Here is a 16,167-nt window from a genome sequence, read left to right as displayed (position 1 = left end):
GTCAGACGAAACATCGACGTATTTTTTCAGCCATCAGGAGATAGACCATGACGATTCGCGTCGCAATCAACGGCTACGGCCGGATCGGCCGCAACACGCTGCGCGCCTTCTATGAAAACGGCAAGAAGCACGATATCGAAATCGTCGCCATCAACGATCTCGGCGATGCCAAGACCAACGCCCACCTCACGCAGTACGACACCGCACACGGCAAATTCCCGGGCGACGTGTCGGTGGACGGCGACTACCTGGTCGTCAACGGCGACAAGATCCGCGTGCTGGCCAACCGCAATCCGGCTGAACTGCCGTGGGGCGAGCTGAACGTCGACGTCGTGATGGAGTGCACGGGCTTTTTCACGACCAAGGAAAAGGCGAGCGCGCACATCAAGGGCGGTGCGAAGAAGGTCATCATCTCGGCGCCGGGCGGCAAGGACGTCGACGCGACCATCGTCTACGGCGTGAACCACAACGTGCTGAAGGCGTCGGACACGGTCATCTCGAACGCATCGTGCACGACGAACTGCCTCGCGCCGCTCGTCAAGCCGCTGAACGACAAGATCGGTCTCGTGAACGGCCTGATGACCACCATCCACGCGTACACGAACGACCAGGTTCTGACCGACGTGTATCACGAAGACCTGCGCCGCGCGCGCTCGGCCACGCACAGCCAGATCCCCACCAAGACCGGCGCTGCTTCGGCGGTCGGCCTCGTGCTGCCGGAACTGAACGGCAAGCTGGACGGCTATGCGATTCGCGTGCCGACCATCAACGTGTCCGTGGTCGATCTGTCGTTCATCGCCGCGCGCGACACGACGGTGGAAGAAGTCAACGCGATCATGAAGGAGGCGTCGCAAGGCGCGCTGAAGGGCATTCTCGGCTATAACGACGCACCGCTGGTGTCCGTCGACTTCAACCACAACCCGGCTTCGTCGACGTTCGACGCGACGCTGACCAAGGTGTCGGGCCGCCTGGTGAAGGTGTCGAGCTGGTACGACAACGAGTGGGGCTTCTCGAACCGCATGCTGGATACGGCCGTGGCGCTCGCGAACGCGAAGTAAGCACGCCAGTGCTTTGGGCCGCCGGCTTGTATCAGGCGGTCCGTCAGGCGACAAGAGCCGCTCCCCGGAGCGGCTTTTTTTCGCTCACGCAACGGCGCGGTAAGCAAACGAAACGAGTCGGGCGTACGCTGATTCTTTCAGTGGACGACAAAAAAACGGCTCGGCCCGTTTCACGGGGCCGAGCCGCCTTCCAGCTCACTGTCGACCTGCGGACCGCGAACGGGCACGGTCCAGCCGCTACCGCGTCAATGCTTGCGATGCGGGCAGTTTTCCTTGGTGCAGGCGCCGTACAGCGCCAATGCGTGCTCCTGCAGCTTGAAGCCGCGTTCCTTCGCAATAGACTGCTGACGGCTCTCGATTTCGGAGTCGAAGAACTCTTCGACGAGCCCGCAGTCGAGACACACCAGATGGTCGTGATGCGACCCTTCGTTCAGTTCGAACACCGCCTTGCCCGATTCGAAATTGCTGCGCGACAGCAGGCCGGCCTGCTCGAACTGCGTCAGCACGCGATAAACGGTCGCAAGACCGATATCGAGCTCCTCGTGCAGGAGGTTGCGGTACACGTCTTCGGCCGTCAGGTGACGGACCGGGCTGTGCTGAAAAATCTCAAGGATTTTGAGGCGCGGAAGGGTCGCCTTGAGCCCGATATTCTTGAGATCGGTTGGATTGGTCATGACAAGGGATCCCTAGAGTACAATGCTGGGCTCTCATAGTAATGCGTTTTTGCCGTTCTGGTCATCTTCGATGGAATGAAACTCGCGCGGCTCGTCAGCGGGCCCGCACGGTGAGTGAAATGATTTCAAAATCTCAACTGATCTACCGGGGGAGCCGCATGCGGAGTACCTTGATCGCTGTTGCGGCTCTCGCGATCCTTGCAGGGTGTTCCACTTACGACAGCGTCACGCAGCGGATCGCTCAAAGCATCACGCCGTACCGCATTACCGTCGTGCAGGGCAACTTCGTTTCGAAAGAAGCGGCCTCGCAAATGCAGGTCGGCATGTCGCGTGCCCAGGTGCGTCAGTTGCTCGGCACGCCGCTCCTCGCCGACATGTTCCACGCGGACCGCTGGGACTACGTGTTCTATTTCAAGCGCGGCTCGACCAACGTCGTGCAGCAGCGCGACTTCATCGTGATGTTCGCCGGCGACCGCGTCGCAAGCTGGAGCGGCGGCGAAGACCTGCCGTCGAATCTGGAACTGCTCGCCGAGATCGACGGCGACAAGCGTGGCAAGAAGTCGGCTGCGCCGGTTGCGGCGAGCGCTGCGGGCGCGAGCGCGCCGGCCGCCGCCGCTGCTCCGGTCACCGTGGACACGGCACGTTCGCCGTCCGTGGACGGCGCAGCCGCTGCCGCCGCGCCGTCCACCGACCCGAATGCGGAAGCCGCGCAAGCCGCCAATCGTGCGACGAATGCCGTGCAAACGCCGTCGCGCAATACGCCGTCTTCGGTGCGCTCCACGGCACCCACCGCGAACGCCGGCGGCGTGCCGCCGCAAGGCCCGACCTCCGGTGGCCAGCCGCAGTTCCAGTTCCACCGTCCGCCGCCGCCGCCGTCGCCGTCGGCGCAAGACAATCCGGTGGGACCGGCGGGTTCGTCGCAAAGCGGCAGCAGCCCCACGTATAACGCGCCGCTCACCGCGCCGTCCACGTCGGGAACGAGCCAGTAATCCGGCTGTCCTTGTTGTATGACGGTGGCTGCGCATTCGCCCGCTGCGGCGTGGCTTCTGCGAAGCGCGGCACCGTCCGCTTCTGTGCTGGTCCAGTCATGCGCGGCGCGAGGGCGTGCTGCCCACCGCCGCTTGTGCCCGCGCTTGCCGGGCTGTTCATTCGAACCCTCGTAACCATGAAAATTGCGATTGCTGGCGCATCGGGCCGTATGGGCCGCATGCTCATCGAAACCGTTCTTAACGATTCCGACGCCACGCTGTCCGGCGCGCTCGACCGTGCGGGTTCGCCGCAACTCGGTCAGGACGCAGGCGCTTTTCTCGGCAAACAGACGGGCGTCGTGCTGACGGACGACATTGAACGGGTATTTGCCGAGTCCGATTACCTGATCGACTTCACGCGTCCCGAAGGGACGATGGCGCATCTCGAAGCGGCGCAGCGCCACAACGTGAAAATGGTGATCGGCACGACCGGTTTCGACAACGCGCAGAAAACGCAACTTCGCGCCGCGGCGGACAAGATCGCGATCATGTTCGCGTCGAATATGAGCGTGGGCGTGAACGTCACGCTCAAGCTGCTCGAATTTGCGGCGAAGCATTTTGCGACCGGCTACGACATCGAGATCATCGAGGCGCATCACCGTCACAAGGTCGACGCGCCGTCGGGCACCGCGCTCACCATGGGGGAAGTGATCGCCAATGCGCTCGGCCGCAACCTCGACGACTGCGCGGTCTACAGCCGCGAAGGCGTGACCGGCGAACGCGATCCGTCCACCATCGGTTTTTCGGCGATTCGCGGCGGCGACATCGTCGGCGACCATACGGTGCTGTTCGCAGGCATTGGCGAGCGCATCGAAATCACGCACAAATCGGCGAGCCGTCTGTCATACGCGCAGGGCGCACTGCGTGCGGTGCGTTTCCTCGAAGGGCACCCGACGGGTTTCTTCGATATGCAGGACGTGCTCGGCCTGCGCTAGGCGCGTGCCAACGCACGGTTAATTGCACGTCCAAACGCAGCTCAAACGGAGCCCAAACGCAGGCATAAACGCAGGCATAAACGCAGGCTCAAGCGGCACTTACTCAAGGCGAGGTCAGATGGCAGGCGGCAGCGGCATCATCCATTACCTGCAAACGAGCGACGCGATCACTCATGGCGTCGCCTATGTCCTGCTGGCGATGTCGATTGCGAGCTGGTGCTTTCTGATCGTCAAGAGCTGGGTGCTGGTGCGCGCGAAACGCCAGGGCGCACGCGCGGTCGCCCGCTTCTGGCAGGCGCCTACGCTTGCCGAGGGCGTTGCCGGTCTGAAGCGCGCCGACCGGGAGCGGGTTTTCGCGCCGCTCGCCGAAGCCGCGCTTCAGGCCGCCGAGGTGGATATTCCCGGTGCGCTGCTCGCGCGCGTGGAGCGCAACGAGCGGGTGCTCAGAGCGTTGCGGCAGGCACTCAGTGCGTCGCAGCGGCGGCTCGAATTCGGCCAGGTGCTGCTGGCTTCGGTGGGCAGCACGGCCCCTTTCGTCGGCTTGCTCGGCACCGTGTGGGGCATTTATCACGCGCTCGGCAGCATCGCGGCGAGTGGTCAGGCGCAGATCGAAAGCGTCGCCGGTCCGGTCGGCGAGGCGCTCATCATGACCGCTTTTGGTCTGGTGGTCGCGATTCCCGCCGTGCTTGCCTACAACGTGCTCGGGCGGCTCGTGCGGCAGTTGTCCGAGGAACTCGACGGTTTCGCGCACGACCTGCACGCGTACGTCTGCGCCCCGGCGGGCCAGCCGCAAGCGCCGCTGCGCAGCCAGCAGGCGGCCGCCCACCAGGCCCGCTGAGCGCGCAAGGCAAGGCGGACGCAGCGCGTCAACCGGGCAGACCACGAAGGAGGCGACATGGCATTCGGCGGACTCGACAAAAAGCAGACGGCCGCGCCCATGGCGGAGATCAACATGACGCCGTTGATCGACGTGATGCTGGTGCTGCTCGTGATCTTCATCATTACGGCGCCCTTGTTCACGCACGCAATCCGGCTCGATCTGCCCAAGGTCGCCGCGGCGCCGGCGCGCGAAACGCCGCAAACCATTTCGCTTTCAATCGACGCCGCGGGCAAGCTTTACTGGAACGGCAGTGCCATCACGCTCGAGCAGATGCGCGCGCGCTTCGCGCAAGCGGGCAAAGAGGCCGAATCCACGCAGGCCGGCGAGGCCGACAACGCGGCCGCGCAGCCGGAAATTCACCTGCACGCCGAGCGCAACACGCGCTATGAGGTGATTGCGCAAGTGATGGGCGCCGCGCAGCAAGCGGGTCTGGAACGCATCGGCTTTGTCACGGACCCGCCGCCGGCCGGCAAGCAGTAGGCGCACGGCGTCCGCGGCGCGGCGCAGCCGTCCGCGAACGGTATAATCAGCCCTTTCCCCAAAGAAGGGGAAACGACGTCATTTCATCCAGCAAAAGCACCAAAGCAGCATAGCGGCCGGTGCGGAAGCACCGAAACCAGCGATCCCATCACACCATGCACGAAAAATACGTTCCCTCCGACGTCGAATCCGCCGCGCAAGGGCAATGGCGCGCCGTCGACGCATACAAGACGACGGAAACCACCGACAAGCCCAAGTTCTATTGCGTCTCGATGCTGCCGTATCCGTCGGGCAAGCTGCACATGGGGCACGTGCGCAACTACACGATCAACGACGTGATGTACCGCTATCTGCGGATGAACGGCTACAACGTGCTGATGCCGATGGGTTGGGACGCGTTCGGCATGCCCGCGGAAAACGCGGCGATGGCCAACAACGTGCCGCCGGCCAAGTGGACCTACGACAACATCGCTTACATGAAGAAGCAGATGCAGTCTATGGGCCTCGCGATCGACTGGTCGCGCGAAGTCGCCACCTGCAGCCCGGACTACTACAAGTGGAACCAGTGGCTGTTCCTGAAGATGCTGGAAAAGGGCATCGCGTACAAGAAAACTGGCACCGTCAACTGGGACCCCGTCGACCAGACCGTGCTCGCCAACGAGCAGGTGATCGAAGGCCGCGGCTGGCGTTCGGGCGCGCTCGTCGAAAAGCGCGAAATCCCGATGTACTACATGCGCATCACGCAGTACGCGGACGAACTGCTGAACGATCTGGAGGGCCTCGGCTGGCCCGAGCGCGTCAAGATCATGCAGCAGAACTGGATCGGCAAGAGCTTCGGCGTGAACTTCGGCTTCCCGTATGAAATCGACGGCGAGCAGAAGCTGTTGCGCGTGTTCACCACGCGTGCCGACACGATTATGGGCGTGACGTTCTGCGCGATTGCCGCCGAGCATCCGCTTGCCACGCGCCTTGCGAAAGACAAGCCGGAGCTGCAGGCTTTCATCGACGAATGCAAGCGCGGCGGCGTGGCCGAAGCCGACGTGGCGACGATGGAAAAGAAGGGCATGGCCACCGGCTTTTTCGTCACGCACCCGCTGACGCAGGAAAAGGTCGAGGTGTGGATCGGCAATTACGTGTTGATGAGCTACGGCGAAGGCGCGGTCATGGGCGTGCCGGCGCACGACGAGCGCGACTTTGCGTTCGTGAAGAAATACGGTCTGCCGATCAAGCAGGTGGTGGCGATCGAGGGCAAGGAGTTTTCCACCGACGCCTGGCAGGAATGGTACGGCGAGAAGACCGGCACGCTGGTCAACAGCGGCAAGTACGACGGCCTGAACTACGAACAGGCCGTGGACGCGATTGCCGCCGACCTGAAGGCGCTCGGTCTCGGCGACAAGCAGATCACGTGGCGTTTGCGTGACTGGGGCGTGTCGCGCCAGCGTTACTGGGGCACGCCGATTCCCATCATCCACTGCCCGAAGTGCGGCGACGTGCCGGTGCCGGAAAAAGACCTGCCGGTCGTGCTGCCCGAAGACCTCGTGCCGGACGGCACGGGCAACCCGCTCGCTAAGTCCGAAGCGTTTCTGAACTGCACCTGCCCGAGCTGCGGCGGTGCGGCCAAACGCGAAACCGACACGATGGACACCTTCGTGGATTCGTCGTGGTATTTCTATCGCTATGCGTCGCCGGATGCGAAGACCATGGTCGACGAGCGCACCGACTACTGGGCGCCGATGGACCAGTACATCGGCGGCATCGAGCACGCCATCCTGCACCTGTTGTACTCGCGCTTCTGGGCGAAGGTGATGCGCGATCTCGGCCTCGTGAAGTTCGGCGAGCCGGCCAAGAACCTGCTCACCCAGGGCATGGTGCTCAACGAAACGTATTACCGCGAAGACGCGACGGGCAAGAAGACCTGGTACAACCCGGCGGACGTCACGGTGTCGTTCGACGACAAGGGCCGCCCGGTCGGCGCGGTGCTGAATGCGGACGGTCAGCCGGTCGTGCTGGGCGGCGTCGAGAAAATGTCGAAGTCGAAGAACAACGGCGTCGATCCGCAATCGCTGATCGATCAGCACGGCGCGGATACCGCGCGTCTGTTCGTCATGTTCGCCGCGCCGCCCGAGCAGCAGCTCGAATGGTCGGGCTCCGGCGTGGAAGGCGCGAGCCGCTTCCTGCGCCGGGTCTGGAGCTTCGCGCACGCAAACGAAGCTGCGCTGCGGGCAGGCGGCCAGTTCGACGCCGCGCAACTCGGCGACGCGGACAAACTGCTGCGCCGCGAAATCTACAGCGTGCTCAAGCAGGCGGACTTCGACTACCAGCGTTTGCAGTACAACACGGTGGTGTCGGCGGGCATGAAGATGCTCAACGCGCTCGACGGCGCGAAGGGCGCGCTGCCCGCGGTGCTGCGCGAAACCTACGGCGTGATGCTGCGCGTGCTGTATCCGGTGGTGCCGCACCTGACGTTCCAGTTGTGGCAGGAACTCGGTTATGCCGACGAATTCGGCTCGCTGCTCGATGCGCCGTGGCCGAAGGTCGACGAGAAGGCGCTCGAGCAATCGGAAATCGAACTCGTGCTGCAGGTGAACGGCAAGGTGCGCGGCGCGCTGACGGTGGCCAAAGACGCGTCGCGTGAGTCCATTGAACAGCTCGCAGCCGCGCACGAAATGGTCGCGAAGTTCAGCGAAGGCAAGGCGCCGAAAAAGATCGTCGTGGTGCCGGGACGCCTCGTAAACGTGGTCGTTTGACGAGACAGCACTATCTGCCGGCCGGCATGGCGCCGCCTCGCACGGCGGCGCGTGCCGCGCGCCGGGAATCTACTGCGAACCAGGAGCCAATGTGACTCGCAGATCGCTTTTCGTAACGCTGGCTTGTAGCGTATTGATGCTGTCGGCCTGTGGCTTCCAGCTGCGCGGCCAGCAGGATTATGCCTTCAAGCGCCTCTTTATCGCGGGCGGTTCGCCGGCGGCAAGCGCACGGCTCGCGCGCATCGTGGAAGGCGGCAGCGACACGGTGGTCGTGAAGTCGGTGGCCAATGCCGACGCCACCTTGCAGATCACCGAGGCGCGCGGCACCAGCACGCTGACGCTGAATTCGCTGGGCGTGGTCGCCGAGTATCAGTTGAATCTGAACATGAACTACACGCTCGTCGGCAAGGACGGCACCGTGCTGATCCCGCCGAGCGTGATCGCACTGAACCGCGCGATGACTTATAGCGACCAGTACTCGCAGGCGAAGGCCGCCGAGTCGGACATTCTGTTCGCCGACATGGAAAACGACGCGATCGACCAGCTGACGCGGCGGCTGTCGAGCGTGCGTTCGCTGCATCCGGCGCCGGGCGAGCAGGTGCCGGCCGTCGCGCCGCGCGCACCGCTGCCGCCGCCGCCGCTGTGAGCGGCGCGCGTCGCTCCGACCGGGCATACTCGTAGCCATGCAACTGCGACTTGACGCGCTCGAAGCGCATCTCGCCAAGGGACTCGCCGGGCTGTACGTCGTGTACGGCGACGAGCATCTGCTCGCGCAGGAAGCGTGCGACCGGATCCGTGCGGCGGCCCGCGTGGCCGGCTTCACGGATCGCTCGGTGTTCACGGTCGAGCGCAGCTTCGACTGGAGCTCGCTGCTGGGCGCGAGCCAGTCGATGTCGCTGTTCGGCGACCGCCAACTGGTCGAGTTGCGCATTCCGTCGGGCAAGCCCGGCAAGGAAGGCGCGGATGCGCTGAAGTCGCTCGCGGCGTCGGTGAACGACGACGTGCTGACCATGATCACGCTGCCGCGCCTTGACGCCGCCACGCAGAAATCCGCGTGGTTCACGGCGCTCGCCGACGCGGGCGTCGCCTTGAAAATCGATCCCGTCGAACGTGCGCAATTGCCGAACTGGGTTGGGCAGCGGCTTGCGGCGCAGGGGCAACGGGTAGCCGCGGGCGAGGAAGGGCGGCGCGCACTGGCGTTCATTGCGGAGCGTGTCGAAGGCAATCTGCTCGCCGCTCATCAGGAAATTCAGAAGCTGGGACTGCTTTACCCGGCGGGCTCGCTCAGCTTCGAGCAGGTTCACGACGCGGTGCTGAACGTTGCGCGCTACGACGTGTTCAAGCTCAACGAGGCAATGCTAGCGGGCGACGTCGGCCGCCTGTCGCGTATGCTGGACGGGCTGCGCGGCGAAGGCGAGGCGGTGGTGCTGGTGTTGTGGGCCGTCGTCGAGGAATTGCGCACGCTGCTGCGGATCAAGCGCGGCGTCGCGGCGGGCAAGCCGCTTGCCATGCTGGTGCGCGAAAACCGCGTGTGGGGTCCGCGCGAGCGCCTGATCGGGCCGGCTTTGTCGCGTGTTAGCGAGGGCTCGCTGGAAAAAGCGCTGGCGCTGGCGGCGCGGCTGGATCGGCAGGTGAAGGGTCTGTCGGGCGGCACGCCAGGCAATCATCGCAATGATCCGCCGCCTGACCCATGGGACGGCCTGTTCGAGCTTGCAATGACGGTGGCTGCGCCGAAAACGTCCGCCGTGCCGCCGCCGCGACCTCCTCGGGGTGCCGCGGCCGCCGCGGTGCGCAGGCCGGCGTGAGTTTCGCTGTTGCTGTAAGCGCCGGAGTTTGAGGTGTCGCCGCGCTCAGCCGGCCAGCCGCAATGCAAAGCCAAGCCTGGCGAGCGTAGCTCGGCCTGTCATGCACCGGCAGCATCGTGGCATCCCGGCAGCGCTAACCGCGCCCTCGCAAGCAAAGCGCCCTGGCCCGACTTACAATCGCTGGATCTTTCGCTAATCAGCCCGTGCGCCGCGTGTCAGCGTGCCCGGCAATACGAGAATCACCATGGATATCGACCAGTACATGACCGACCTCGGCCGCCGCGCTCGCCAGTCATCGCGTGCGATGGCGCGGGCGTCGACGGCTGCGAAGAACGCCGCGCTTGCGGCGGTCGCGGCGGGCATCGAGCGCGATTCCGCGTTGCTCAAGGAAGCCAACGCACGCGACGTTGCACGCGCGCGCGATAAAGGTCACGACGCGGCTTTCATCGACCGGCTGACGCTATCGGACAAAGCGCTCGGGACGATGGTGGAAGGTCTGCGCCAGGTCGCGGCGCTGGCCGACCCAATTGGCGAAATCAGCAATCTGAAATACCGGCCGAGCGGCATTCAGGTCGGGCAGATGCGCGTACCGCTCGGCGTGATCGGCATCATTTACGAATCGCGTCCTAACGTGACGATCGACGCTGCCGCGCTCTGCCTGAAGTCGGGCAATGCGACGATTCTGCGCGGCGGTTCGGAAGCGCTCGAATGCAATACGGCGCTCGCGAAGCTGATCGGCGAAGGTCTGGAAGCAGCCGGTTTGCCGCAGGACGCGGTGCAGGTTGTCGCGACCTCGGACCGCGCGGCGGTCGGCAAGCTGATCACGATGACCGAATACGTCGACGTAATCGTGCCGCGCGGCGGCAAGAGCCTGATCGAGCGGCTGATGCAGGAGGCGCGCGTGCCGATGATCAAGCACCTCGACGGCATTTGCCACGTGTACGTGGACGACCGCGCGGATCTGGCCAAGGCGCTGACCGTTTGCGATAACGCTAAGACGCACCGCTACGGCACCTGCAACACGATGGAAACGCTGCTGGTCGCGCGCGGCATTGCAGCGGAAGTCTTGCCGCCGCTCGGCAAGCTGTATCGCGAGAAAAATGTCGAGTTGCGCGTGGATGCGGCGGCGCGTGCGGTTCTGGCGGATGCGGGTGTGGCACCGCTCGTCGATGCGACCGAGGAAGACTGGCGCACCGAATACCTTGCGCCCGTACTGGCGATCAAGGTGGTTGACAACCTGGATGCGGCGATCGATCACATCAACACGTATAGCTCGCAGCACACCGATGCAATCGTGACCGAAGATCACGACCGCGCCATGCGCTTTCTGCGCGAGGTGGATTCGGCAAGCGTGATGGTTAACGCATCGACGCGTTTCGCTGACGGCTTTGAGTTTGGACTGGGCGCCGAGATCGGCATTTCCAATGACAAGCTTCATGCGCGCGGCCCGGTCGGACTGGAAGGGTTGACCTCGCTGAAGTACGTCGTGCTCGGGCATGGCGAAGGCCGCCAGTAAGAACGGACACTGATAACAACAAGGACCGCCAATGCTGTGGATCAAGACGTTTCATATCGTTCTCGTCGCTTCGTGGTTTGCGGGGCTGTTCTATCTGCCGCGAATCTTCGTCAATCTCGCGATGGAGACCGACCAGAACGCCGTGAAGCGTTTGCTGCTGATGGCGCGCAAGCTGTTTCGCTTCATGTCGTTCATCGCGGTGCCGGCGCTGGCTTGCGGGCTGTGGCTATGGCTGGCGGTCGGGATCGGCCAGGGGCAGGGGTGGCTCCACGCGAAGGTAGGCGTCGTTGTGTTGCTGGTGGTTTATCACGCGTATTGCGGTGTACTGTTGCGGACCTTCGAGCGCGGTGAAAATACGCGCTCGCACAAGTGGTTTCGGATGTTTAATGAACTCCCCGTTCTTGGAATGCTCGCGGCGGTTGCGCTCGTCGTGATAAAGCCGTTCTGAGCGCGGTTGCCGCGTCGCATCGATAAGAAAAGCCCGGTTTGCTGGAAACAGCAAACCGGGCTTTTCGTTCTTAGACGGACACCGAATCATCCGACACAGCTCTGTTGAGGAGCCAGTGGTCGTAACGCGAACCGTACATCGCGCCGACGCATTCTCCCTGAACAGCGACCCCCTATCCTTCGCGTCATTCTAGACGGGTTTATATGCCTCTTTGCTTTGCTTCCTGTTCTTAAAGCTTAACGAGGCGAGGCAATATCGCGGGGCTGCTTGAAAACCACTGTCGAGTAAATAGGACAATTCCCAAAATAAACAGAAGCGTCCGATATTTGATCGGATTTCTGCAATAGACCCGCGTCGGATACCTAAATAAATATAACGCAAGCATCGGGTTGTCTACTTATCCCACGTCGAAGCGCGGCAAAGCTGCGGGTATCCGGCCCGTTGGTATAGCGCCTCAAGACCGAATCGGTCGAGCGATGTCGCTGCAAATCGCCGCTTGGTACGCGCCGACACCATCGTTTCTTCTCGTGCGAGAGGCACTGCTGCGTTGCCCGTTGTCGGGGTGCGTTGCGTCGCGTCATGCGCGCAACTCGTGGCGATCATCGCACGCCGCCTTGGGAATATTCCTGTATTGCCGCTCTCATACGACTCGATATTAAGAATGCTCTGATATTTCGCCGGCCTTTGTCGCAATAAAGTCAATGACATCGTAGGGATAGTTAGAAACCGTCTCACAAAGACGCTGCAACGGTTCCCCGACAAGGACTTTATTTCGTCACGTCAACTGTTCAGTGGGATCAACAAGTGGTCCCGCACGAATGGCAAATAGATCAGGATCACAGATGAACAAGACATACCGCTCAGTTTGGAACGAATCGACTGGCACCTGGATAGCAGCGCAGGAGAATGCGAAGGGACGCGGGAAGAGCCGTGCGTCAGCGAGCGTAGTCGTCAAAATCGCTTTTGCTGGCGGCGTAGCTTTGTCGCCGCTCGCGTCCTACGCGAACGGGATAGTCGTGTGTAGCCCGAACAACACGACCTATGGAATTAATGGCACGGGAGGGATGGGTTACAACATGCAGTGTACGACCGGCTCAGACGTGATTTACATGGGCGGCGCTGCGGATGGAGTTCCGACAGATGCATATGCGGACCCAAATGACACTTATCTGTCGGTGAACAACGCGACTACCACTAGCAGCGCGTGGACAGGCAGCACTCCTGGTCAGTCGATCAAGCTGCACGCGCCCGGCAGCATTATCCTCGACAGCACAACGGACCTGAATTCGCACAAGATTATCAATCTGAGCGCTGGCATCGTTTCGTCCGCGAGCATGGATGGTGTTAACGGCTCGCAGTTGTACGCAGTAAGCTCCTCGGTGGCTGCAGCGCTCGGCGGTGGTGCTACCGTGGCTGCTAGCGGGGCGGTCAGCAACCCTAGCTATGCGCTGGCAAACGCAAACTCGATCGACGGTACGTCGGGCGCGGCCACCAACGTGGGCAATGCGTTTAACACGGTCGATACAGCGCTCGGAAAGTTGGGCAATAACCTCAACAACATTAATAACGGCGCTGGCATCAAGTACTTCCACACGAACTCGACGCTGGCGGACTCGTCGGCAACGGGCACAGACGCGGTGGCCATCGGCGGCAACGCAAGCGCGACGACGGCGAACTCGGTGGCGCTGGGTTCGAACTCGGTGGCGAACTCGACGACGCTGGCGACGGCAGGCTTCAACCCGGGCGGCAGCGCACTGTCGGCAGCCACGGCAGCCGGCGGCGAGGTGTCGGTGGGCGCGGCAGGCAAGGAGCGCCGCATCACGAACGTGGCCGCGGGCCTGAGCGGCACTGACGCGGTGAACGTGAGCCAGTTGCAGTCGGAAGACGCGAAGGTGAATAACGAAGGAGCGGCGACGGCTGCAGCGCTGGGTGGCGGTTCGACGTACAACACGACGACGGGCGCGATCACGAACCCGACGTATTCGGTGGGCGGCACGACGGTGAACAACGTGGGCGATGCGATCACGAACATCGACGGTCGCGTGACGCAAAACACGACGGACATCACGAACCTGACGAACAACATCAATAACGGTACGGTGGGGCTGGTGCAGCAGAATGCGGCCACGCGCAACATCACGGTGGCGCAGGGCACCGACGGCACGGCGGTGGACTTCACCGGCAAGGCGGGCACGCGCACACTCACGGGTGTCTCGGCGGGAGCGGTGAATGCGACGAGCGTGGACGCGGTGAACGGCTCGCAGCTGTATGCGACGAATCAGAACGTGTCGAACGTGACGAACGTCGTGAACAACATCACCAACGGTGGCGCTGGCATCAAGTACTTCCACACGAACTCGACGCTGGCTGATTCGTCGGCAGCGGGCCAGAACAGCATGGCAGCAGGTCCGGCGGCAGTGGCGAGCGCGAGCAATGCAGTGGCGATCGGCTATGGCGCGCAGGCGACCGGCACGAACAGCATCAGCATCGGTACGGGCAACATCGTCAGCGGCAACAACTCGGGCGCGTTCGGCGATCCGAGCACGATCACCGGCAGCAACAGTTATTCGATCGGCAATAACAACACGATTGCGGCGAACAATGCCTTTGCGATGGGCAATAACATCAGTATTGCTGCGGGCCTCAACGGCGCGGTCGTGCTGGGCAATAGTTCTACCGCCTCTGCGGCGGTCGCGACCACCGGCACGACCCTGGGTGGCGTGTCCTACACCTTCGCAGGTGGCGCTCCTGCTGCAGGCGATGTGGTGAGCATTGGCTCGTCCACCGCACCCCGCCAGTTGCAGAATGTCGCTGCCGGCCAGATTTCCGCCAACTCGACCGATGCCGTCAACGGCAGCGAGCTTTATGCCACCAATCAGGCGGTCAGTTCGGTCAATAACATGGCCACCTATACCAACCGCTATTTCAAATCCACCGGCTCTAACGATGGCACGGATGACGCCAGCGCGCTAAATTACGGTGCTGTGGCGGCAGGGCCCAAAGCTTATGCTTACGGTAGCGGAGACATCGCCATTGGCCAAGGTGCCACTACAGCGACCAGTGTTGCCAATGTAGGACCATCAGTGGCGATCGGGGAAAACGCCCAAGCGACCGGCGGGTTCAGCTTGGCTATGGGCACTGCGACGGTCGCGAGCGGAACCTCATCGATGGCTTTGGGCATAGATACGCAAGCGACTGGAGTATATGGTGCGGCTTTCGGCTATCTCGCCACTGCCTCTGGTCAGCAGTCGGTGGCGGCCGGCTATCATGCACAATCTGTTGGCCTCCTCAGCTCGGCTTATGGTGATCGCGCCCAGGCCTTGGGTGATCGCTCCGTGGCAATGGGCACCAATTCGTTGGTCGATGCGGGAACGAACGGCTCCGTGGCGATAGGTCGCATGTCGCGCGCCAGCGTCGACAACTCTGTCGCGCTGGGGAATGGCTCGTTCACAGATCGCACGAACACGGTCTCGATCGGCGCCGATACTGCCTATACCGTCAATTCCGGTATAGGGATCTACACCGCACCAGCGCAAACGCGCCAGCTCGTCAACATGGCGGCCGGCACGCAGGACACGGATGCCGTCAACGTTTCGCAGCTCAAGCCGGTTGTCGCTGCGCTGGGCAGCGGTGCATCGTTCAACTCGACGACGGGCGCGGTGACCGGCCCCAGCTACGTGCTGCCTAACGCCGATGCCATTACTGGCGCGACGGGGCCTTATGCCACGGTGGGTGGTGCATTGACCGACATCGACAATGCACTGGGCGTGACCAATACCTTCATGACCAACATCAATAACGGTGGCGGCATCAAGTACTTCCACGCGAACTCGACGCTGGCCGATTCGTCGGCAGCGGGCACGGATTCGGTGGCAGCGGGTCCGGCGGCCGTGGCATCGGCATCGAACGCGGTGGCGCTGGGTAATGGCGCGTCGGCGACGACGTTGAACAGCGTGGCGCTGGGCGCAGGCTCGATCGCCAGCTCGACGACGCTGACGACAGCAGGCTACAACCCGGGCACCTCGACGATCGCGGCCTCGACGGCGGCGGGCGGTGAAGTGTCGGTGGGCTCGGCCGGCGCCGAGCGTCGCATCACGAACGTCGCGGCAGGTCTGAACGCGACGGATGCGGTGAACGTGAGCCAGCTGCAGTCGGAAGACGCGAAGGTGAATAACGAAGGAGCGGCGACGGCTGCAGCGCTGGGTGGCGGTTCGACGTACAACACGACGACGGGCGCGATCACGAACCCGACGTATTCGGTGGGCGGCACGACGGTGAACAACGTTGGCGATGCGATCACCAACCTGGACGGTCGCGTGACGCAAAACACGACGGACATCACGAACCTGACGAACAACATCAACAGCGGTACGGTGGGGCTGGTGCAGCAGGATGCGGTCACGCGCAACATCACGGTGGCGCAGGGCACTGACGGCACGGTGGTGGACTTCACCGGCAAGGCGGGCACGCGCACGCTCACGGGTGTCTCGGCGGGAGCGGTGAATGCGACGAGCGTGGACGCGGTGAACGGCTCGCAGCTGTATGCGACGAATCAGAACGTGTCGAACGTGACGAACGTCGTGAACAACATCACCA

11 protein-coding genes and 2 pseudogenes are annotated in these 16,167 nt (G+C 63.1%); 12 read left to right on the top strand and 1 reads right to left on the bottom strand.

Going from position 1 to position 16,167, the window contains the following annotated elements:
• The first annotated feature begins 47 nt into the window (after window positions 1-47).
• Window positions 48-1,058 (top strand): type I glyceraldehyde-3-phosphate dehydrogenase, encoded by a 1,011-nt coding sequence (gene gap / locus JNB89_RS29565; protein WP_013340495.1) that lies wholly within the window; start codon window positions 48-50, stop codon window positions 1,056-1,058.
• 245 nt (window positions 1,059-1,303) lie between these two features.
• Here the strand turns inward: gap and fur are convergent, their stop codons facing one another.
• Complete coding sequence (fur, locus tag JNB89_RS29560; RefSeq protein WP_012434340.1) at window positions 1,304-1,732, bottom strand: ferric iron uptake transcriptional regulator; 429 nt, start codon at window positions 1,730-1,732, stop codon at window positions 1,304-1,306.
• A 158-nt stretch (window positions 1,733-1,890) separates the two neighbouring features.
• Here fur and JNB89_RS29555 point away from each other — a divergent pair, with 158 nt between their 5' ends.
• The 11 genes and pseudogenes from JNB89_RS29555 to JNB89_RS29510 form a co-directional block, all read left to right on the top strand.
• A complete protein-coding gene (locus JNB89_RS29555; protein WP_220364573.1) occupies window positions 1,891-2,721 on the top strand; it encodes an outer membrane protein assembly factor BamE in 831 nt (276 codons plus the stop codon).
• Window positions 2,722-2,897: 176 nt separating this feature from the next.
• Entirely contained in the window at window positions 2,898-3,695 is a 798-nt protein-coding gene (gene dapB / locus JNB89_RS29550) for a 4-hydroxy-tetrahydrodipicolinate reductase (RefSeq protein ID WP_220364566.1), read from the top strand.
• 118 nt (window positions 3,696-3,813) lie between these two features.
• Window positions 3,814-4,533: a MotA/TolQ/ExbB proton channel family protein gene (locus JNB89_RS29545; protein WP_220364565.1), complete on the top strand. Its 720-nt coding sequence runs from the start codon at window positions 3,814-3,816 to the stop codon at window positions 4,531-4,533.
• A 57-nt stretch (window positions 4,534-4,590) separates the two neighbouring features.
• Complete coding sequence (locus JNB89_RS29540; protein ID WP_220364564.1) at window positions 4,591-5,055, top strand: ExbD/TolR family protein; 465 nt, start codon at window positions 4,591-4,593, stop codon at window positions 5,053-5,055.
• Window positions 5,056-5,210: 155 nt separating this feature from the next.
• Window positions 5,211-7,802, top strand: coding sequence for a leucine--tRNA ligase (gene leuS / locus JNB89_RS29535; RefSeq protein ID WP_220364563.1), 2,592 nt, complete (start codon window positions 5,211-5,213; stop codon window positions 7,800-7,802).
• Window positions 7,803-7,893: 91 nt separating this feature from the next.
• The gene (gene lptE, locus JNB89_RS29530; RefSeq protein WP_135893046.1) at window positions 7,894-8,448 is read left to right on the top strand and encodes an LPS assembly lipoprotein LptE; all 555 of its coding nucleotides are present in this window, start codon (window positions 7,894-7,896) and stop codon (window positions 8,446-8,448) included.
• Between the two features lie 37 nt (window positions 8,449-8,485).
• Window positions 8,486-9,607 carry a DNA polymerase III subunit delta gene (gene holA / locus JNB89_RS29525; RefSeq protein ID WP_220364562.1) on the top strand — a complete coding sequence of 374 codons (1,122 nt, stop codon included), beginning with the start codon at window positions 8,486-8,488 and terminating at the stop codon, window positions 9,605-9,607.
• Between the two features lie 244 nt (window positions 9,608-9,851).
• Window positions 9,852-11,123 carry a glutamate-5-semialdehyde dehydrogenase gene (locus JNB89_RS29520; RefSeq protein WP_220364561.1) on the top strand — a complete coding sequence of 424 codons (1,272 nt, stop codon included), beginning with the start codon at window positions 9,852-9,854 and terminating at the stop codon, window positions 11,121-11,123.
• Window positions 11,124-11,154: 31 nt separating this feature from the next.
• Window positions 11,155-11,571, top strand: coding sequence for a CopD family protein (locus JNB89_RS29515; RefSeq protein WP_220364560.1), 417 nt, complete (start codon window positions 11,155-11,157; stop codon window positions 11,569-11,571).
• An 818-nt stretch (window positions 11,572-12,389) separates the two neighbouring features.
• Window positions 12,390-12,527, top strand: a pseudogene (locus JNB89_RS31455) (ESPR domain-containing protein); the annotation flags it as partial.
• A gap of 213 nt (window positions 12,528-12,740) precedes the next feature.
• Window positions 12,741-16,167, top strand: a pseudogene (locus JNB89_RS29510) (beta strand repeat-containing protein); the annotation flags it as partial.

The sequence above is a fragment of the Paraburkholderia phenoliruptrix genome (assembly GCF_019511605.1).
Classification (GTDB): Bacteria; Pseudomonadota; Gammaproteobacteria; order Burkholderiales; family Burkholderiaceae; genus Paraburkholderia; species Paraburkholderia phenoliruptrix_A.
This window is presented reverse-complemented; position numbering and strand designations above follow the sequence as displayed.

Coding starts and splice junctions, on each gene's coding strand:
- JNB89_RS29520 (WP_220364561.1), top strand. CDS start 9,852: ATGGATATCGACCAGTACATGACCGACCTCGGCCGCCGCGCTCGCCAG.
- leuS (WP_220364563.1), top strand. CDS start 5,211: ATGCACGAAAAATACGTTCCCTCCGACGTCGAATCCGCCGCGCAAGGG.
- fur (WP_012434340.1), bottom strand. CDS start 1,732: ATGACCAATCCAACCGATCTCAAGAATATCGGGCTCAAGGCGACCCTT.
- holA (WP_220364562.1), top strand. CDS start 8,486: ATGCAACTGCGACTTGACGCGCTCGAAGCGCATCTCGCCAAGGGACTC.
- gap (WP_013340495.1), top strand. CDS start 48: ATGACGATTCGCGTCGCAATCAACGGCTACGGCCGGATCGGCCGCAAC.
- dapB (WP_220364566.1), top strand. CDS start 2,898: ATGAAAATTGCGATTGCTGGCGCATCGGGCCGTATGGGCCGCATGCTC.
- JNB89_RS29515 (WP_220364560.1), top strand. CDS start 11,155: ATGCTGTGGATCAAGACGTTTCATATCGTTCTCGTCGCTTCGTGGTTT.
- JNB89_RS29555 (WP_220364573.1), top strand. CDS start 1,891: ATGCGGAGTACCTTGATCGCTGTTGCGGCTCTCGCGATCCTTGCAGGG.
- JNB89_RS29545 (WP_220364565.1), top strand. CDS start 3,814: ATGGCAGGCGGCAGCGGCATCATCCATTACCTGCAAACGAGCGACGCG.
- JNB89_RS29540 (WP_220364564.1), top strand. CDS start 4,591: ATGGCATTCGGCGGACTCGACAAAAAGCAGACGGCCGCGCCCATGGCG.